General features: G+C 46.1%; 10 protein-coding genes. 5 read left to right on the top strand and 5 right to left on the bottom strand.

Annotation, left to right across the window (positions count from 1 at the left end):
* The first annotated feature begins 511 nt into the window (after positions 1-511).
* A complete protein-coding gene (locus tag YWE_RS0100280; RefSeq protein ID WP_029092714.1) occupies positions 512-1735 on the top strand; it encodes an RtcB family protein in 1224 nt (407 codons plus the stop codon).
* A 29-nt stretch (positions 1736-1764) separates the two neighbouring features.
* Here YWE_RS0100280 and YWE_RS0100285 read toward each other — a convergent pair whose 3' ends face one another.
* Positions 1765-2151 carry a hypothetical protein gene (locus YWE_RS0100285; protein ID WP_029092715.1) on the bottom strand — a complete coding sequence of 129 codons (387 nt, stop codon included), beginning with the start codon at positions 2149-2151 and terminating at the stop codon, positions 1765-1767.
* Positions 2152-2322: 171 nt separating this feature from the next.
* On the opposite strand from YWE_RS0100285, the gene rtcA reads away from it, so the two are divergent.
* The gene (gene rtcA / locus YWE_RS0100290; RefSeq protein ID WP_029092716.1) at positions 2323-3354 is read left to right on the top strand and encodes an RNA 3'-terminal phosphate cyclase; all 1032 of its coding nucleotides are present in this window, start codon (positions 2323-2325) and stop codon (positions 3352-3354) included.
* A 40-nt stretch (positions 3355-3394) separates the two neighbouring features.
* Here rtcA and catB read toward each other — a convergent pair whose 3' ends face one another.
* Both catB and ydgH read right to left on the bottom strand, forming a co-directional pair.
* The gene (gene catB, locus YWE_RS0100295; protein ID WP_029092717.1) at positions 3395-4039 is read right to left on the bottom strand and encodes a type B chloramphenicol O-acetyltransferase; all 645 of its coding nucleotides are present in this window, start codon (positions 4037-4039) and stop codon (positions 3395-3397) included.
* Positions 4040-4240: 201 nt separating this feature from the next.
* Positions 4241-5197 (bottom strand): DUF1471 family protein YdgH, encoded by a 957-nt coding sequence (gene ydgH / locus YWE_RS0100300; protein WP_029092718.1) that lies wholly within the window; start codon positions 5195-5197, stop codon positions 4241-4243.
* A gap of 372 nt (positions 5198-5569) precedes the next feature.
* On the opposite strand from ydgH, the gene pntA reads away from it, so the two are divergent.
* Together pntA and pntB are read left to right on the top strand one after the other, a co-directional pair.
* Positions 5570-7099 carry a Re/Si-specific NAD(P)(+) transhydrogenase subunit alpha gene (gene pntA / locus YWE_RS0100305; protein ID WP_029092719.1) on the top strand — a complete coding sequence of 510 codons (1530 nt, stop codon included), beginning with the start codon at positions 5570-5572 and terminating at the stop codon, positions 7097-7099.
* A 10-nt stretch (positions 7100-7109) separates the two neighbouring features.
* Positions 7110-8519 (top strand): Re/Si-specific NAD(P)(+) transhydrogenase subunit beta, encoded by a 1410-nt coding sequence (gene pntB, locus YWE_RS0100310; RefSeq protein WP_029092720.1) that lies wholly within the window; start codon positions 7110-7112, stop codon positions 8517-8519.
* 302 nt (positions 8520-8821) lie between these two features.
* On the opposite strand, the gene uspE is transcribed toward pntB, so the two are convergent.
* Both uspE and fnr read right to left on the bottom strand, forming a co-directional pair.
* Positions 8822-9763, bottom strand: a complete 942-nt coding sequence (gene uspE, locus YWE_RS0100315) for a universal stress protein UspE (RefSeq protein WP_029092721.1) — start codon at positions 9761-9763, stop codon at positions 8822-8824.
* A gap of 236 nt (positions 9764-9999) precedes the next feature.
* Complete coding sequence (gene fnr, locus YWE_RS0100320) at positions 10000-10749, bottom strand: fumarate/nitrate reduction transcriptional regulator Fnr (protein WP_029092722.1); 750 nt, start codon at positions 10747-10749, stop codon at positions 10000-10002.
* Between the two features lie 1038 nt (positions 10750-11787).
* Between fnr and YWE_RS26140 the strand changes: the two genes are divergently transcribed.
* Positions 11788-21897, top strand: coding sequence for an Ig-like domain-containing protein (locus YWE_RS26140; protein WP_051323099.1), 10110 nt, complete (start codon positions 11788-11790; stop codon positions 21895-21897).
* The last annotated feature ends 6 nt before the right edge of the window (positions 21898-21903 follow it).

The following is a 21903-nucleotide window of genomic DNA, read 5'->3' on the forward strand; positions in this document are numbered from 1 at the left end:
ACCTTTTGTGTATGTAGTGCGAGCAAAAAGAATTGAAAATAGTACAGCCTGTTTAAATGGAAAACGGCAAACGGGTTACAAATGCCCGCTGGGATTACATGGTATAGCCGGTTCGAACCCGGCCTTCGTAAGAAGATATCTCAGCACTACTGGTTGTTACCGGTTTGCTTTATAAATTAGCGGTAAATGCAGATGAAAGTACTTTGTCCCCGGTTCGAGCCCGGGCCGTTAAGCAATTAACGGTAGCTCAGTTGGTAGAGCAAGCTCCCTTTCATCGACTTTTGTTACCGCACCCAATAATGAAAGAATAACGAAAGAATATAGGGCGAATGCAGGTGGAACTACATCAAAGGCAACGGTCGCGGGTTCAATTCCCGCCGGAATCTAACCAGGTTCCGTAGCTCAGTTGGATAGAGCATTGTGACTGTTTCACCGCTAATTTGTCGCCCAACCTCATTGTTGTTTTGCAATGACAGAGCAACCGAAATGGAAAAGAAAGTAAGGATAGATAATGAAACAGAACATTCAGGTTCTTAATGTAGAAAATGGCCGTCCGGTAAAGATGTGGACGCAGGGCGTACCGGTTGAAGAAGAAGCCAAACGTCAGTTAGAAAATACGGCGAAAATGCCATTTATTTTTAAACATTTGGCGGTAATGCCTGATGTGCATTTAGGTAAAGGATCGACTATTGGTTCAGTTATTCCAACGCTGGGTGCCATTATCCCCGCTGCGGTAGGCGTGGATATCGGGTGTGGAATGATGGCGGCTAAAACCTCGCTTCATGCCTGCGATCTGCCGGATAACCTTTCTGCGTTGCGTGATGCGATTGAACAGGCAGTTCCGCACGGACGTGTAGTTAACCGTGCGAAACGAGATAAAGGTGCGTGGGGTAATGTGCCTGAGTCGGTAAATAAAGCATGGCTACAGTTAGACCCGGACTTTAAACAGATTATTGATAAACATCCGCGCCTGAAGAATACCAATAACCGCGTACATTTAGGAACCTTAGGAACCGGTAACCACTTTATTGAAGTGTGCCTGGATGAGAATCAGTCGGTTTGGTTTATGTTGCATTCAGGTTCTCGTGGCGTTGGTAATGCCATCGGTAGCCACTTTATTGAGCTGGCAAAGAAAGATATGGAACGCCACTTTATTAATTTACCGCATAAAGATTTGGCATATCTGGTTGAGGGAAGTGAACACTATGAAGACTATGTGTTTGCCGTCGACTGGGCACAGCGGTTTGCTCGTTTAAACCGTGAAACGATGATGGATAACGTGATTGCAGCCGCTCGAAAAGTGATTACTAAACCTTTCACTTTAGAGATGCAGGCGGTGAACTGTCACCATAACTATGTGCAGAAAGAGCAACATTTTGGTCAGGAAGTCTTAGTAACCCGTAAAGGGGCGGTAAGCGCCCAGCTTGGTGAATTAGGAATTATTCCGGGTTCGATGGGGGCGAAATCGTTTATCGTGCGTGGAAAAGGTAACGAGGATGCATTCTGTTCATGTAGCCACGGAGCCGGTCGAACAATGAGCCGTACTGAAGCTAAGCGTCGTTTCTCAATAGCCGATCAGGTTAAGGCCACTGAAGGCGTTGAGTGTCGTAAAGATGCCGATGTTATTGATGAAATTCCGATGGCCTATAAAGATATCGATGCAGTAATGGCTGCCCAGTCAGAGCTGGTTGAGATTGTGCATACGCTGAAGCAGGTTGTTTGTGTGAAAGGATAGGGGCCATCGGCCCCTTAGATTCACCAATATTAATGACGACTTGTCGGCCTCGGTGAGCCATAGGCAGATTTATTCTGGTTAATGACTGGTGGTTTACCGGAGGTCTTCTGCGATAAATTCGGTTTAACTGGCTGTACAGGCTTGTTATTGAAATTGTTATTTGCGCGGGGTTGAGAATACCCCACTTTATTTTGGTGCTGCTGATTGTATTGGTTGCTCGGTTCATGGCGCGCTACATTGCGTTGCTGATAGTGGCTACGTGAATCAGGTCGCGACTGATAACCGCTGATGTGGGTGGTTGAACTGTAACCGTGATTCATCGGGCCATGGCGATTATCGTCAATATGAGCACAGGCTGATAGATGAACACACAGTGTGGCAATAATGGCCAATTTAATGATATTTCTCGTCAGCATAGGTAAGGTCCTTAAAATTAAAATCCGTCAAATGAGTGACCCGGCAGAACTATCAATACGGTATTTCATTTGGACTAAATAGGGGCTTTACGAATAACTTTCACATAATTAACAAAATTGATTGTTAGCTGTCGGTTTACTGACAAGATTTCTATGATTCAGGACAAAACAATGGAATGGATAAATATTGACGGATCTCAGGGCGAGGGCGGTGGGCAAATCCTGCGTAGTGCGCTTTCTTTGTCGATGATTTGCCACAGGCCCGTACGCTTTACGCGTATTCGGGCTGGCCGGCAAAAGCCAGGGCTGATGCGTCAGCATTTGACGGCGGTGCTGGCCGCTCAACAGATTTGTAATGCTCAGGTTGAAGGTGCCGTACTGGGTTCCACCGAGCTGAGTTTTATTCCCGGTCCGATCAATAGCGGAAACTATGCGTTTGATCTGGGTGGTGCAGGAAGTTGTACTTTAGTACTGCAAACCCTATTACCGGCCTTATGGATCTGTACAACAGCAAGTCATATCCGCCTAAAAGGTGGAACCCATAATCCTATGGCCCCAACCGTTGATTTTTTACAATACGCATGGTTGCCGATAATGGCCAAAATGGGCGCTGTGGCAGAATTACAGCTCCATCGTTATGGTTTCTATCCTGCCGGCGGCGGGGATATTGAAGTTAATACTCAGCCAGTTACCCAGTGGAATGAGTTAAATCTACGGCATCGCGGACAGCCTACAGGCATCAAAGCTGAAGTATTAAACGCTAATCTGCCTGATGGTATTGGCCTGCGCGAACTGGCCGTAGTGAAGCAACAGATGTCGTGGCCAGACGAACGGCTCCATGAGATATTACTGCCGAGGGTTCAGGGATCGGGCAATGTTTTGCTACTTCAAATGGATTTTGAACATCTTTCTGAGTCGGTTTGTGCCTTCGGATCGAAAGTAAAAAAAGTAGAAGTCGTCGCTAATGAGGCCTGTAAGGAAGCTCTGGCGTATCTGGCTTCGAGTGCGGCGGTTGGCGAGCACTTAGCCGATCAGCTGTTGCTACCTATGGCATTAGCCGGAAGAGGGAGCTTTTCGACCAGCAAAGTAACGCCGCATTTGCGAACCAATGCAGAAATTATTCAAAAGTTTTTAGCGGTGAATATTCGAATTGAGCCGCAGGACGATCGGTTTGTGGTTGAAATTGAACGACGTAAATGCTGAATATTAAACGCCCGGATATTGCCGGGCGCTACGGGTATTTTTATATATCAATCGATGAAACTTGCAGCGTCCAATACTGGTATAGCGCATCTATATTCTCTGAACACATTAATGGAATAGCCGGAGTCAGCTTCTCCATCGGCCAGTCCCACCAGGTTATTTCCAATAGGCGTTCAATATCTTTAGCAGTGAATCGCTGGCGCAATGGTTTTGCCGGATTACCCGCCACAATGGTGTAAGGGGCGACATCGTTGGTGACCACTGAACGGCTGCCAATAACCGCGCCATGACCGATTTTAACCCCCGGCATAATAATGACTTCAGTACCTATCCACACATCATTACCAATCACGGTATCGCCTTTCGGTTGATAGCCATCAACGGCGCCTTCAAATTCAGCCCTGGGATCGTAGAAGAACGGGAAACTACTGATCCACTCCATTCTATGACCTTGATTACCCGCCATCATAAATACAACGCCACTGCCGATAGAGCAGAAGCTGCCTATTATCAGCTTATCGACATCGTTACGGTCATCCATCAGATATCGGGCGCACTCATCAAAGCTATGCCCGTGATAATAGCCAGAATAGTAGCTATAACGGCCGACAATAATATTAGGGTTAGTCACCTGTTCGGCCAGCTCAACGCCTTTGAACGGATTGTTAAAGTAGTTATCAGTCATCAGTATTTCACTTTTATATAGGTGTGGTTGTTATCTGAAAATATTCTAGCGAATGCGTGGGGATAAAGTTTGAGGTTATCATGCTGTTTAACGTTGGGAAGGACCGGAATTGGCACTAAAACTAAATGGCTTTGTTACCAATATAAAAAGGGCGATAAAATCGCCCTTTTTGAGTTTTGCATAATCAATGACAACCAATGATTATTTGTACAGATCGGCCGTTACGGTAATGGTGCCACCATTCTTTTCCCACTGACGGGTTATATGGTAGTACTTAGCGCCTTTCTGATGGGCACGTTTCGCAATTTGTTCAGCCATATCAGTGCTGTTGCTAAAGTTATCAGTAAAGGTGATTGAATCAAACGGTGTCATTTTTTCCGCTGTAGCGTTATTCAATTCTTCAATTTTAGTGCCATCACGCAGGGTGACATAATAACGAGAACCTTCACTACTGGTCTGCGTTTCGAAAAAACGACCGACTTTACTACTGAACGATGTTGATGATGCGACGTTTGGTACTTCTACTTCAGCCGCAGCGGCACCACCTTCAGCAAGCGCAGCACGGCCAGCATCGGAATCAGCTGGAATTGGGTTGTCTATTGTTTGAAGCTTACGCACCGGCGCATCTTTTTTATAGATAAAGGCGGTGATGTATTGGTTCGCGCCACGGTTGGCATCGATTTGCCTAACGATAAAGAAAGAATAAGCGCCTTTCTCTTTAGCTAATTTCGAAATTTCTTCACTGATGTCGTTATCGACAGGGTAAATGCCGCGAATAGAGACCGTATCAAAAGGCTCTAATTTGGTGGCTTCTTCTTTCGGTAATTCGCGCAGGCCGTTAAACATCCGGTACTGGGTTTCACCGCTGACTGGCTGAGCATCTGCATGATACAGGTCTACCGTTACGCGCAGGTTACCGCTATCGCCATTTTGGTCGCTGATATCACGAACAAAGAATGAGGTCGCACCAACTTTATCTGCATGCTTAGAGGCTGCCCGGTTAGCGTCGTAGATACTGTCATAGCGCCCGGTGAATGTAATGCGATCAAAAGGAACGATTTGATCGGCCTTCTCAGGAGTAAGCTCTTGGGCCGCAAAGGCAGAAAAAGTCATTACGGAAAGTAGTGCTGTAGTAATTAGCGTTGTCTTCAGCTTCATAAAGGATCCTTTACGCCTTGTTTATTAACATTTTTAACGTGTGCATAAGTCAGTACCGATAAGGGCAACAGATTATGTCATGTATTTACATGGGATGCTTTAGCATTTTTTATCATTTCAAGTTATAACTAGGGTAGCTCAGAAACAGGGCTGAATTACACAAGTTTTATACTATCAGCATAAAAACTTGAATATAAAGAAAGAGAACGGTGGATCGCCGGATATATTTTCAGTAGCTTATAGGCAGCTGAATTAACCGGGGGAAGGTTGTTTGTCCAGGTATTCGTTATACCACCAGTGTTCTCGGCTCAAATTACATGTAGTTCAGGTTAACTATACACTTATCATCCACGACAGATGAAAGGGAATATTATGCAAATTGGTGTACCAAGAGAGCGGTTGGCCAATGAAGCCCGAGTAGCAGCAACACCGAAAACGGTAGAGCAGCTTATTGCGTTGGGTTTCACCGTGGCCATAGAACAAGGGGCTGGTAAATTAGCCAGCTTTGATGACTCAGCTTTTGAAGCTGCTGCCGCAACGATTGTATCTACAGATGATGTCTGGAAGTCAGATATTATTCTGAAGGTCAATGCGCCGCAAGAGAGTGAAATAGAGTTACTTCGTGAAGGAACGACGCTGGTTAGCTTTATATGGCCTGCTCAAAACCCTGAACTGATGCAAAAGCTGGCGGATAAGAAAGTGACCGTGCTGGCGATGGACTCCGTTCCTCGTATTTCGCGTGCTCAATCAATGGATGCCCTCAGCTCAATGGCTAACATTGCCGGTTACCGTGCAATTGTTGAGGCCGCCCATGAATTTGGTCGTTTCTTTACCGGGCAAATTACTGCCGCAGGTAAAGTACCGCCTGCTAAAGTTATGGTTATTGGTGCCGGTGTAGCCGGTCTGGCTGCCGTAGGTGCCGCCGGAAGCTTAGGTGCTATCGTTCGTGCATTTGATACCCGTCCTGAAGTCAAGGAACAGGTTCAGAGTATGGGCGCAGAATTCCTTGAATTAGACTTCGAGGAAGAAGCGGGCAGCGGTGATGGTTACGCTAAAGTGATGTCTCCGGCCTTTATCAAAGCTGAGATGGAGTTGTTTGCCGCTCAGGCTAAAGACGTCGACATTATTGTTACAACTGCACTGATTCCGGGTAAACCAGCTCCGAAGTTAATTACTCAAGAGATGGTTGAATCCATGAAGCCGGGCAGCGTTATCGTTGACCTTGCTGCGCAAAACGGCGGTAACTGCGATCTGACTATCGCCGACCAAATTACAGAAACACCAAACGGTGTGAAGATCATCGGTTATACCGACTTGCCAAGCCGTTTACCTACCCAGTCTTCTCAACTTTATGGCACTAACTTAGTTAATTTATTAAAACTATTGTGCAAAGAGAAAAATGGCGAGCTGGATATTAACTTTGAAGATGACGTTATTCGTGGCGTTACCGTAGTTAAAACCGGTGAGATCACGTGGCCTGCGCCGCCAATCAAAGTATCGGCTCAACCGCAGAAACCAAAGGCCGCCGAGCCGGTTGTAGTTGCTGAAGCTGCGCCGTCTTCACCCGTGAAGAAATATGCCCTGTTTGCGCTGGCGATCATTCTGTTTGGTTGGTTAGCGAACGTTGCTCCTGCATCATTCTTGTCTCACTTTACCGTATTCGCACTAGCCTGCATTGTTGGTTATTACGTGGTATGGAACGTGAGTCATGCGCTACATACGCCGCTGATGTCTGTAACCAATGCTATCTCCGGTATTATCGTGGTTGGTGCGCTGCTGCAGATTGGTCAGGGTGGTTGGGTGACATTCTTCTCTTTCATCGCGGTGCTGATTGCCAGCATTAATATTTTTGGTGGATTCACCGTCACCCAGCGCATGCTGAAAATGTTCCGGAAGAACTAAGGAGTAATAAATGTTATCTGGAGGATTAGTTACGGCCGCCTATATTGTTGCCGCAATTCTATTTATTTTCAGCCTTGCAGGTCTGTCTAAACATGAAACGTCAAGACAGGGTAATACCTTTGGCGTTGTGGGTATGGCAATCGCGTTAATTGCTACCATTTTTGGACCTGACTCAAGCAATGTTTCATGGATTATTTTAGCCATGATCATTGGTGGTGCTATCGGTATTTACCTGGCTAAAAAGGTCGAGATGACCGAAATGCCTGAGCTGGTTGCTATTTTACATAGCTTCGTCGGTCTGGCGGCAGTTCTGGTGGGTTTCAACAGTTATATTGTTGGACCACATATGGAAGGGGTAAAACCTGAAGACCTACAGGTTGTGCTGAATATTCACAACGTTGAAGTGTTCTTAGGCATCTTTATCGGTGCGGTGACCTTTACCGGTTCAATCGTAGCCTTTGGTAAATTACGCGGTATTATCTCCTCTAAACCGCTAATGCTACCTAATCGCCATAAGCTGAACTTAGCCGCTATCGTTGTCTCTTTTGTTCTGATGGTATGGTTTGTAAACAGTGACAGCGTAGGCGTTCACGTAGTCGCGCTGTTATTGATGACCGTGATTGCTTTAGCCTTTGGCTGGCATTTAGTGGCTTCAATCGGCGGTGCTGATATGCCGGTTGTTGTTTCAATGCTGAACTCATACTCAGGTTGGGCCGCGGCAGCAGCAGGCTTTATGTTAAGCAATGACCTGTTAATCGTGACCGGTGCCTTGGTAGGTTCTTCCGGTGCGATTCTGTCTTATATCATGTGTAAGGCGATGAACCGCTCATTTATCAGCGTTATTGCCGGTGGCTTTGGTACCGATGGTTCATCAACTGGTGAAACCGATGAAGTGGGTGAGTACCGTGAAGTTTCTGCGGAAGAAGTGGCTGAATTACTGAAGAACTCAAGTTCTGTCATTATCACTCCGGGATACGGCATGGCAGTTGCTCAGGCACAGTATCCGGTTGCTGATATTACCGCCAGACTGCGTGAAAAGGGCATCAAGGTTCGCTTTGGTATTCACCCTGTTGCCGGTCGTTTACCCGGTCATATGAACGTATTATTGGCGGAAGCTAAAGTACCTTACGATATCGTATTAGAAATGGATGAAATCAACGATGATTTCAAAAGTACTGATGTGGTGTTAGTTATTGGTGCTAACGATACGGTTAACCCGGCTGCTCTGGAAGACCCACGCAGCCCGATTGCCGGTATGCCAGTGCTTGAAGTGTGGCATGCGCAAAACGTTATCGTATTCAAACGTTCGATGAATACCGGTTACGCTGGCGTGCAAAACCCGCTGTTCTTTAAAGAGAACACTCAGATGTTATTTGGCGATGCTAAAGAAAGCGTAGATAAGATCCTGCGCGCACTTTAATTATCATTAGCTGAGTTTAGAAAGGCCGCGCAAGCGGCCTTTTTTATGATTGCTGGCAACGTTGTTCAATTAACATTGTTCAATTTAATTTCAATGCAAATTTCGCCCGCATAATCAGCATCGGAATATTGATTTTTCCTAGCGGCCGAGGGACGAAATATTTAGGTGTAAACACCTAGGTGTTAGGATTAATCGAAGTGTTTCGGTACTTAAACGGCCTTCTTTATCTCTGTTTGTAGCAAAAATTAAGGGCTGCCAGATAAATGCAGCCCTTAACGTCAGTTAACTGAACGAGGTGTCAGTTAATCTTCATCATCATGTTCATCGGAGTCAGTGTCATCGGGCTTAATTGCCAGCAGGTCACATTTCAGATGACCGATCACACGTTCCGTGGTATTACCGATAAAGGCAGCAGAAATCCCGGTCCGGCCCATGGTACCCAAGACAACAATACCGGCATCAATTGATTCGGCAACGGCGGGAATAACGTCTTCCGGCATGCCTTTCTCTACGTGAGTCCGCTCTTCAGGAATACCGTGTTTCTGCCGTAACGCCTTCATGGAGACCAAGAACTGGCCTCTGATGGCATTGTTATAAACCGTTGGGTCAAACTCCGGCAGTTCAATGGCAATATTAATTGAAGTAGAAGGATAGGCGCTCACCAGCTGTACTTCGGTGCTATCAGCAAATGCGGCGAGCTTTAGCGACTCTTTTACCAGTTTTTCATTTAGCTCATCGTGAAAGTCTTCTTCACTGGATAAGTTAACCGCAACCAGCGCTTTACCATGTTCAGGCCATGGTTGATCTTTAACGATCCATACCGGACAAGGACATTTTCTTAACAGATGCCAATCGACCGGCGTAAAAATCACGGCTTCAAGCCGATCTTGTTGATGGGCTGCTTTTAGCAGTAGGTCATGATCGCAATCGATGACTTCTTCGATAACGGCTTCGTGGTAACGTTTATGCCATACCACTTTAATTTCAATCTCAACGCCTGATTCAATATAGTAATGGCTTAGCTGTCTTATCCAGGCAACTCGTTGGTCAATAGCACTTTGGCGCATTGCCATACGTTCATCTTGTGATAACAGACTGGTCACTTCATAAGAAAAATCGTAAATAGGCAGAAATGCTTTAATTTTCCCACCGTTGCGGCGAACAAGATAAACAGCACGCCGCAGGGCCGCCTGATCTTCTTCGTTAGGATCAATTGCAACAATAAGATTTCGATAGTGTGTCATACAGCCTCCACCTGTGAATTAAACGATATAACTAAAGAGTAAACCATATCGTAAGAACAGAATAGGGCAGGAACGGGACTGGGATCAATATTTTGGCAAATTTGAGGTTAACATATTAAAAATAAATGAATTATTGAACAAAAAACTCGCGGTGTCAGGCTGAGGAATAAAAGGAAGACAAATTATTGATTGAATGTCTGGCCGATAGCTTGTGATCTATCGACCAGACGTTAAGATTAATCGTTTTGGTTTTGGCCTGCTAAATCAGCCAGGGTATCAATATCTTGAATGGTAATATACTTACCTTTTACACTCAGGATTTCACTCTTTTGAAAACGGCCTAGCAGGCGGCTGATGGTTTCAACCGTCAGGCCTAAATAGTTACCGATATCACCGCGAGTCATGGTCAGGCGGAATTCTCTTGGTGAAAAACCACGCTGAGCAAAACGGCGAGAGAGATTATAAATAAAGGCGGCCAGGCGCTCTTCGGCATTCTTCTTAGACAATAATAAAATCATGTCCTGATCGCCTTTAATTTCACCGCTCATTAAGCGCATGATTTGCTGGCGTAAGCTTGGCATTTTTCCGGACAAATCATCCAGAACTTCATAAGGAATTTCACAGACCATTGACGTTTCTAAGGCCTGAGCAAAGCTTGGGTGCATATGAGTGCTGATAGCATCAAAGCCAACTAAATCGCCCGCTAAATGAAAGCCGGTAATTTGCTCATCACCTTGTTCAGTAATGGTATAGCTTTTGATAGTACCCGAACGAATGGCGTATAGAGACTTAAGATCGTCGCCGGCCTTAAATAAAGCCTGGCCTTTCTGGATGGGCTTTTTGTGCTCAATAATATTGTCGAGCTGATTCAGTTCATGCTCATTCAGCGTAAAAGGAATGCATAGCGGGCTGATACAGCAATCCTGACAGTGAATTGCACAACCGCCTGATTGTATACGCCGAATAGTTCGCTTTTCCGGAATCATAGAATATCGCTCTTCAATTTATTTGATATGAGTCAATTTTAACAGTTTTTCTGGAAATAGGTAAGGCTTGTAAAAAAGTGAACTGATGAGTTGTGAACAATGTGGCATATAAAATGCTAATAGGCTGTTTTATAATCAATTAAATCCATGAATGAGTGAAGCAACGCTTTGCATGCATGGTCAAAAAATAATCGCTTGTCTATTTTTTGGACTCAAAATCTCGATTAATCGTTAAAAAAAATCAATAAACGGATGTTTACACTAAGACTGTTCGATTTTTTGAGAAAAAAAGCTGAACAGGCTTTCTGATAACTCCATTATTTTAATTTTTTATTAACATTATGATCATGTTCTTATGAAAAAACTGCTTTCGTTAACGAAAATGACATAAATTAATCGGTTCGATGAATGACCCTTTTTTGATTCTTCAAAGTTAAATACACATGGCATGATAATTTTTAACATGGTGATTGAACAGGCCAATTAGCTATTTAATAGATTGTCGTCTAAAAATTTAAGTTGAAGTATGTCTGGTTTCAATATCGAAAATAATACGTCAAATAAAAAATTAACGTCATGGTTTTGAGCTTGGCGACTTTATTATCAGTTATTTTCTTTAAATTATGAATTATTGGCTAATAAAATGCTGATTGAATAAATTTGTAATTAGGTTAATAAGTACTAAATTACACTTATTTTAATGCATTGATTTTAATTGTAAATTTATTTTTATTCCGAATTTGTGATATTTTCATGGCGATATAGCCACTTTTTTACATTTATCTACCAATATGAAAATGTGATTTGAATCACATTTTGGTGATTGTTTTATGTAGGGCTTGGAAAAACTTCGAATACGCACATATACCTATTGTTACAGGTAAACATAACAATAAATTATATTCAGTAAGGTTATTTTTCGCTTTAACTGAAAGATAAAAAGTAATCATTGTTTTTTTGATAATTAATGCTGACTTTCGGGGCGGTAGTTTTTTTGCGTCAAATTTACATACGTCAACGAACATTGAGGGTATTACTATGGCTGAGAATGTTGGCAATAACGGTGTGGCAGAAATTTTATCCCGCCAGTCAGGCTCTATGACGTCAAGCGTTGCTTCAGAAGGGGCGAACGTTACGCTTAGTGAAAGTAGCGTGATAAAGATTCAGGGCTCTCCTGAAATGGTTATGAACTATGAGCGTCAGGGTAATGACCTGATTATTCATATGAAAGATGGTTCAACCACCCGTTATAAGAACTTTTTCTCGGTAGATGAGGAAGGCCGCCATAGTGAATTGGTATTTGATGACGGTGTTACTATTCAACATGCCGTATTTCCGTTTGCCACCGACGTAGCCTCTCCGGTAGAAGCCATTGCTATATCACCTCAGTTTGAAACGATAGCCGATATCTCAGCGTTAACGACTGAAAATACCTCTTCAATCAATACGTTTTTGCTTGGTGTACTCGGATTTTTAGCCATCGGCGGCGGCGTAGCCGCACTGGCATCAAGTCATAGCGGTAGCGGTAGTCATAAAAACGGCGCAAATAATGATAATAATCCGGGTGGCAATACTGATAATCTGCCACCAACCTTAACGGTTAACCCGCTGTCTGATGACAATATTCTGAATACCAGTGAGGTTAAAGCCGGTCAGAGATTCAGTGGCTCAACAACCAACGTTGAGGCTGGCCAGATAGTTACCGTCGTATTAAATGATAAGACGTATCTTGGCGTGGTGGGTGCCGATGGCAAATGGCAGGTGACGATACCTGCGGCTGACTTCCTACTGATGCAAGACGGTAGTTATAGTCTGACGGTAACTACTTCGGATAAAGCCGGGCATATTGTTGATAAAACCGTAAATATCACCATTGATACTACCGCACCTGATATTACCCTCGACGCTTTTACCGGTGATAATTTCATCGATGCGGTGGAAGTAAAAAGTAGCCAAACGGTTTCTGGTAGCGTTTCTGTTAGCGAGACAGGGCAAACGGTTACCGTTCAGCTGAATGGCAAAAGTTATACCACCATCGCTGGCAGTGATGGCAAGTGGAGCTTAAGCGTTCCGACTGCTGACTTGCAAGCTATGGCAGACGGTGCTTATTCCCTAACGGTTTCTGTGCGTGACGTCGCCGGGCAGTCTGCATCGCTTACTCACCAAATTACCGTCGATGCCACCACACCGTTGATTAAGATTGATCCTATCGGGGCTGATAACTACCTAAACCAGCAGGAAGCGCAGGCTCCACTGACTATTGGCGGTTCATCGGCCCACGTGTCTGCCGGTGAAACGGTCACCGTAACGCTCAATGGCAAAACGTATACTACAACGATAAACGGAGATGGAAGCTGGAAGGTCAGTATTTCCAGTAATGACCTGAATTTGATAGCCGACGGCCCCTACAACATTGTAGCCACGGTACCGGACGGTAAAGGCAATACCTTGACCGGAGTACTTCCGATTGACGTTGATCTCACTCCGCCAACGCTGATGTTAAATGACTTTGCCACTGACAATATTTTAGGTGCGGGAGAGTTAAACAGCGTTCAGAGCCTGAGCGGCAGTGCCTCCGTGACTGAAGCGGGCCAGAATGTCATTATTGTACTCAATGGAAAAAACTATACGACAAAGGTACAAACTGACGGTAGCTGGAACCTGAATATTCCTGCTGCCGATCTAAAACTACTGAGCGACGGTATTGCAGATATAAAAGTTTCCCTTAAAGATCTGGCCGGTAATATCGTCAGTGAGACGCTTTCTCTCGATGTGATAATCAACAATTTGCCAAATGTCAGCGTAAATTCACCGTTTGGTGGCAGCAAATTAAATGCCATTGAAGCGGCTCTGGATCAGGCAATTAGCGGTTCTACCGGCGTCAGTGGAGCAGGGCAATCCGTTTTAGTCAGCTTCAATAATCAAACGTATCAAGCAACGGTTGATAATAGCGGCAACTGGAGCCTAAGCATCCCATCAGCAGACCTGATCCAGATTCAAGACGGCAGCACTAATCTCACCGTCACGGCAACCGACCGAGCGGGTAATAAGAGCGTATTAACTGAGTCTATCGGTATATACATTAACCATTTACCGTCGGCGACGCTAAATACGCCGTTTGGCACTGGTTTTTTGAATGCTGAAGAAAGCCAGTCCAGCCAAACGCTGAGCGGCACTACCGGGGTTTCCGGTTCAGGTCAGAGCGTTATTGTTAAAATCGATGGTAATAGCTATACGGCCAACGTGGCAAATGACGGAAGTTGGACGTTGGTATTGACCACAGATCAGCTTGGAGCATTATCAACAGGCCCGCTGACGGTAGTAGTGACCGTGTCGGATGCGGCTAATAACCAACAGACTATCCAAAGTGGCATCGTCGTTGACCGGGATATTCCGGTGTTAACGGTAGATCAGATTTCAGGCGATGGTGTGATTAATTCGCTGGAAATACTTAATCCAGTGGAGATTAAAGGCAGCGCCTCCGTTGGTGATGCAGGTCAACAGGTCAAAGTGACCATTGGCGGCATAACCTACAGCGGTATGGTTCAAGGTGACGGTAGCTGGACTATTACGTTACCGTCAGGCAGTTTAAACGGAATTCAAGATGGCAAACTTAGTTTAGATCTGTCGCTGACCGATCAGGCCGGAAATACCGGTCATTCAATAAAAAATGTGATTATTGATGCCGATCCGGCCAACCTCCCTACGCTGACTATCAACACTATCTCTGACGATAATTACATCAATCAGAAAGAGTCCGGACAATCATTAGAAATTTCCGGTACCACGAAAAATGTTGAGATCGGCCAGCTAGTGACTGTGAATATTAACGGTCAGATACATACTGCGAGCGTGGGTTCAGACGGTAACTGGTCATTCACCATTGATGCTAGTGAAGTCGGCGCTCTTAGTGACGGCCAGGGCACGATTACCGCAAAGGTCACCGATAAAGCGGGTAACCCGGCGAACAGTGCTCATACCATCACCGTTATTGCTGATGCGGCTGATTTACCGGTTATTCATATCAATGCCGTTTCCGATAATGACCGGGTTAATAGTGATGAAAAGAACGGGCCACTGATAATTTCCGGCACCACTCAAAACATTGATGTTAATACACTGGTAACGATTAAATTCAATGGACAAAGCTACACCACTAAGGTTGATTCAGACGGTAACTGGCGCTATGAACTGGATGCCGATACGGTTAACGGATTATCGGACAAACAGTATACCGTTGAAGCCAGCGTTGATGATGCGGCTCAAAATCAGGCCACCGCCAGCCATACGTTTACCGTAGATTCAAAACTGCCACTGTTAACTGTCGATCTTTTTGCCAGCGATAATATTCTGAATTTGGCCGAAGCGACTTTAGGTCAGTCGCTGACGGGCCAAACGGACGCCGGGCTGAAAGTCACCCTGACGATTAACAATATAGATTATTCAGCAACGGCTGATATCGATGGTTACTGGCGTATTCAGCTATCGAGCAGCGTGCTATTAGGCTTAGCGGAAGAGACCAATACGTTCACGCTTAAGGTGACTGACGGCGCTGGTAATACCACAACCAAAACGGTTGATGTAACGGTAGCCACCCACATTTTACCGGGCTTAACGGTAGACACAATATTTCAAGACGGCCTGTTAAGCCTGAATGACACCACGTTGGATAACCTGATAACCGGCACTTACACCAACTTACCCGCCAACGCTAAAATTACCGTTACTATCGGTGATTCGGTATTTGAAGGAAGTGTCGATAGTAACGGCCATTGGAGCGTTACCGTTCCGGCTAATTCGCTGAACGTACTTAATCTTGTGCAGGATGGGCAATTACAGATTGGTATTACTGCCGCTGATGATGCTGGTAATAAAGCCAGTACCAGCGGCTCACTGGACGTATATATTCATAATCTACCCAATCCGTCGATCAATCTGCCGTTTGGTGATGGCGACTTAAATGCTAAAGAGGCGTTGGTCGATCAATTGATAACCGGTAGCACCGGCGTTAAAGGCGGCGGGCAAACGGTCATTGTCAGTATTGATGGCAAAGATTATAACGCCGACGTTAGCGTTAACGGCAGCTGGACGGTGACCATTCCGAAAGAAGATCTCGCGTTATTGGTGGATAAAACCCATAACCTTAGCGTAGAGGTAACCGATAAAGCCGGTAATACTGGCACTATAGAGCTTGATTTTGATTCTATTATTCACCTGACGCCGCTACCGACCATCGTACGGCCGTTTGATGACGGCAAGCTTAGTATTGATGAGTCTCAATTAGCCTCCAGCCTGAGCGGTACCACTGGTGCGACGGGAGCGGGGCAGACTGTCACTGTTTCTATTAATGGAACCAATTATCCCGGCGTTACCGTAGACGACCAAGGGAACTGGACAATGCCTTTAACGATAGACCAGCTTGGGGCATTGCCGGACGGTACTTTGCCGATCACGGTAACGGTCACTGACAAGGTAGGTAACACCAATAGTACCAGTATAGATTTGGGCGTTTATACCCACACTATGCCAGCACCGACCGTTAATACGCCTTTCCTTGACGGTATTCTAAATCATCAAGAAGCGTTGAACGGTCAGCTTTTAACCGGAAAAACCGGGCTGATAGGCGCCGACCAAACCGTCACGGTCTCGATTGACGGTGGCCCGGCTCAACAGGCAATCGTGAATGCCTCAGGACAATGGCAGTTAGCGTTAACCGATGATTTTCTTACCGGGCTGGATGCTGGCCCACATACCATTAGCGTAACGGCCAGCGATGCGGCAAATAATCACGCCACCGGTGCCGACGTTAGTTTTACATCTTCTCAAACGCTGCCAACTCCCGGATTTACTGAACTGTTTGGTAATGATGGTTATCTCAGCTTAAGCGACGCTTCAAATGCTATGTTGATTAGCGGAACCACCGGAGTGACCTCGGGCAGTTCAGTGGCCACGCTAATGATTGATCTGAATGGTGTTCAATACCCGGCCATGGTTAATGGCAATACCTGGACGGTGAATATACCGGCCAATGCGCTTAACGGACTGGTTGACCAACTACATACGATTACCATTACGGTGACGGATGATGCGGGTAACACCAATACTTATAGTGAAGACTTTACTAGCCTGATTCACAACGTGCCAAAACCGGTGATTGAGACCATTTTTGGCGATGGATATCTTAACCAAGCAGAAGCCGGTTTAGATCAAACCATTACCGGCAACACCGGTGCGACCGGAGCACAACAGCAGGTTACCGTGACACTCAATAATAAACCTTATACCGTGACTGCCGGAACCGATGGTCACTGGGTGGTGACGGTTCCGAGTGCCGATCTGTTAATGCTTCAGGATGGCACCCCAGCGGTTACCGTGAAGGTTCAGGACGTTGCGGGTAATACCGCCACCTCATCGGGCAGCGTGGTTGTGGTTATTGATAGCGCCGACCTCCCGACCATTACCATTGATAATTTTGCCGGTGACAATATTCTGACTACGGCGGAAAGCCACCAGCTACAAACGATTAGCGGTACAACGACGAACATAGCCGTTGGACAACCGGTGACGATTACCCTGAACGGTAAAAGTTATAGCGCAAAAGTCGGCGGTGACGGTAAGTGGAGCGTAAACGTTCCGGTTGCCGATGCAACGGCGTTAACCGCTAACGGTGCAGGAACAAATATTCATGCACAGGTAAGCGATAACGCAGGAAACCTGGCAACGGGCGACCATTCATTCACCGTTGATACCAGCTTACCGCCACCGATTATTACCATCGACCCGGTTACCGGCGATAACGTGGTTATTGCCGATGAAGTCAATCTCCTGATGACCATCGGGGGTAAAGCACCTTTTGCCATCGGGCAATTAGTGAACGTAACGATTCAATATGACGGCGTTGCCGTACCTTATGTCACATCGACGTTGGTTAATCCTGACGGAACCTGGGACGTTGCGTTTATCGGTAATCTAGCCTTTCTTCAAAATGGTAACTATACCGTCACCGCGAGTACCGCTGGCCTTGGTGGCACAGGTACCGCCGAGGTTAATGTCTTAGTTGATACCCAGTTACCGGCCTTAACCGTTAATCAGTTCGCTGGCGACGATCGTTTAAGCCACGCTGAAGCCGGGATTGCTCAATCACTCTCAGGTAGCACAACCGCAGATGAAGCCGGTCACACGGTGACCATTAAGCTTAACGGTAAAACCTACTATGCGGTTGTAGACCAGGACGGTAACTGGAGTACCCGTATTCCTTCCGCTGATTTGCAAGCGTTGACTCAAGGCCCGAATAGCGCTGAAGTCACGTTGATCGACGATCATGGTAATAAACAGATTATCGACCATAGCTTTGTGGTTAACAGCGATCTACCGCTTTTGTCTATTGACGTTATCGCCACTGACAATATTTTGACTCTGGTTGAAACCTTATTAGGTCTGGTCATTGGCGGCAACGGTGAAATAGGTGCACAAATTAACGTCACGGTAGGTAGCCTGATTAGTACCACCGTCACCGTTGATGGCACCGGTCACTGGAGCCTTAATCTAAGCCACTCAGATTTACTCAAGCTGGCTGATGGTCCGCTATCGATTAGCGCATCGGTAACCGACAGCGACGGTAATGCCAACAGCGTGAACGCTACGCTAAACGTTGCGCTTAATCAGGCGCTAGATTTAGTGCTGGATCCGGTGTTTGGCGGCGGTGGTTTACTGAACCAGTTGGAATCCGAAATTACTCAGGTATTGAGTGGTACCGTTTTAGGTAACTCCGTTGGTGCGGTGGTGAAATTAACCCTAAATGGCGAGATATTTTCCGCTACGGTAGGTGCCGGAGGCAAGTGGAGTATCAATATCGAACCCGGATTCTTGGCCAATATCCCGGATGGCATTCAGAATATTGATGTGACCGTTACTGATATTAACGGCAACACCGCCAAAGATGTCCTTCATCTGGATATCGTTACCCACAATCTGCCATCGTTTGGCTTGCTAGATCCGATCTTTGGTGATAACGGTTTGCTTAACGCTGTTGAGGCTTTGACCGATCAAACTATTGGCGGTGTGATTAACAATGTAAAAGTTGGTGACACCGTCACGATTAATCTGGGTAGTCTGAGCTACCAAACCACTATTCAGGCCGGAGGCGTCTGGAGTTATATCATTCCGCCTACCGATTTAAGCAAATTACTGGACGGCAATACGGTACTAAGCGTGAGCGTAACTGACCACGTGGGTAACGTTGTGACTAACAATGTGAATGTCGGTATTCATATTCATAATCTGCCTACCGTCAGTCTGGATCCTATTTTTGGCGACGGTATTCTTAATGTGCTTGACCTGCTTACCGGTCAGGTGATTAGCGGAACGGTTCAAAATGCAGCAGTGGGCGATAAAATTTCTATTACCATCGGTTCAGTTAGCGCCGTTGCTTATGTTGGTACCGGAGGGAAATGGAGCGCGACCATTTTACCTATTGATTTGCAAAAGCTAACCGATGGTAGTTTAACGGTTAACGTTAGCATCGAAGATCAGGCAGGTAATACGGGTTCTACAGCCGGGTCACTAGGCGTTCACGTGAGTTTACCGACTATCACGCTGGATCCAATATTTGGCGACGGATTATTAAGCGCGGCCGATGCATTAGTATCGCAGGTTATTGGCGGCACCATCCCGGGTGTGGGCGGTGCCGGTGCCCATATTCAAGTGACGTTAGGAAATAATAAAGTTCTGAACGCGACCGCTGATGCTAACGGTAAATTTAACATCAGGGTACAGCCGTCAGATTTGATCGGACTGGCTGATAATCTGCAGAGCGTAGCTGTCAAAGTAACCGACAATTTCGGTAACACGAATACCATCAATGGTAACCTTGATGTGTTAGTCAATAATCTACCGGTTATCCACTTAGGCACTATCTTTAACGGCGACGGATTCCTTAATGCCGCCGAGGCAGTACTGACTCAAACGATTACCGGAACCATCACTAACGCCAGTGCTGGCAGCTCGGTGGTGGTGAAAATCGGTGCTAATTCGATAACTGCAATTATTGACTCAAGCGGCAACTGGTCGGCTTCTTTAACGCCGGAAATCTTAAAAACGCTGGTCGATGGCGATCTGACCTTTAGCGTCACGCTAACCGACCGGGTTGGAAATACCAGTAGCGTGGGTGGTGGTGTACATATTGCCATTCATAACCTACCAACGTTAACGCTGGATCCTATATTTGGTGATGGCGTGCTCAGCATCGCTGATTTACTGACTTCACAAGCTATCACTGGCACAGTCACTAATCTGACTGCCGGTTCCAAAGTGGATATTACGCTCGGCGCATTTTCGTATCAGGCCAGCGTAGACGCGGCCGGTAAATGGAGCCTAACGGTTCCGACCCTGGATCTAAAAACGTTATTGGATGGTCCACTGACCATCGATGCTTCAGTCAAAGATGCTGCCGGTAATGGTGCATCTAAGCAAGCAAGCCTATCGGTGCAGATTAATCTATTACCAACCCTGACGCTGGATCCTCTTTTTGGCGATGGGTTACTCAATCTGGCTGATTCATTGTTGACTCAAACCATCAGCGGAACCTCAACCAATGCGATAGGGTCTGTGGTTAATGTCACGATAGGGACTAAAACCTTTACCGCTACCGTCAGTGCTAACGGTAAGTGGTCGATTAGCCTATCGCCTGGCGATTTAACTACCTTAACCGATGGTCATTTTACGGTAGGCGCCTCAATAACCAACGCCGCCGGTCATAGTGCAAACGCCAGCGCAGGTTTGGATATCGGCATTCACAACCTGCCAACGGTTAATCTCGATCTGCCCAATATTTTTGGCGGAGATTTTTACCTTAACTTAGCTGAATCAGCAGCACTGCAAACTATCGATGGTATCGCCACTAACGCTATCGGTGGTTCGGTTGTCGTGACGTTTAATAATCATACTTATACCTCCACGGTGGGCAATGACGGGAAATGGAGCGTTCAGCTACCGGCGCTTGATTTGGGGCTCATTGCTGATGGTTCCGCTCATTTAGGCGTGATTGTTACCGATAAAGTGGGTAATACCAGCTCGAATGGCGCTGATATCAACGTGAAAATTCACGCACTACCGGTCCTGACTTTAGATCTGCCGACCATTAACTTAGGTAACCTGCTATCGATACTGAACGGTGGTCTACAGTTAACCGGCCACAGCCAGAATTTACAGGTCGGCGCGAAAGTTAACGTTACCGTTCTGGGGCAAAGCCTGACCGCTACCATCGGAGCTGGCGGCGTATGGGGCTTTAAAATTGACGCCAGCTTACTTAAAGGCTTAAACCTATTAGGTTTGCTAAATATTGGGGTTGAAGCGTCGGTACAGGATCTGGCCGGTAATGGTTTTTATCTCGGGGTCAAGCTCAACGGCGGGCCGCTGATTTCAGTCGCAAGTGAACAAGAAACCCACGTTGATCCGGAGTTAATGCTAATGGCTGCAGCAGAAACAGGCCATACCGTTCAAGACGACAAGCAAGACCAGAATAAAACCGAAGTGAATACGCCGGAAAGTCTGATGGTATCCGCCAGCATAACGTCAGAAAACATAGCTCACTCAACGCCGGTCAGTGAAAACTCCGTTCAAGTCAATCAGGCTATCACCGCTGGGGTTAGTGAGGGTACTTATACCATTGGAGGCGTAACCATTCAGTTAGCTGACGGCAGCTATCAGACCGGTGATTCAGTGACCGGTAGCGCAGGCGATGACCAAATTTATCTGAATAGCGAAACCTTTGGTCATATCAACGGCGGGCTAGGAACCGACACGCTGGTGTTAAACGGGGAAAACATGCACCTCGATCTTAACGCTCTGGGTTTGAAAATAGAGCACGTTGAGATTTTTGACCTCGGCCAGTCCGGCAATAACAGCATTACGCTGGGCTTGCAGCAGGCGTTGGGCGTTACCGATAAGCCTGAAGACGATCTGATTATTACCGGAGCCAAAGGGGGCGATGTGACCTTAATCAATGCCGACGGTGGCGTTTGGACCAGCATTGGCCAGCGGGAAATTAACGGTCAAACCTTCGATGTTTATCACAACTCCTCGCTGAGCAGTGATAACGGATTAGGCGATATCTTTATACAACAGGGCGTTCACGTCCACATGGTGTAAATCAGA

It is taken from the genome of Budvicia aquatica DSM 5075 = ATCC 35567 (assembly GCF_000427805.1).
Classification (GTDB): domain Bacteria; phylum Pseudomonadota; class Gammaproteobacteria; order Enterobacterales; family Enterobacteriaceae; genus Budvicia; species Budvicia aquatica.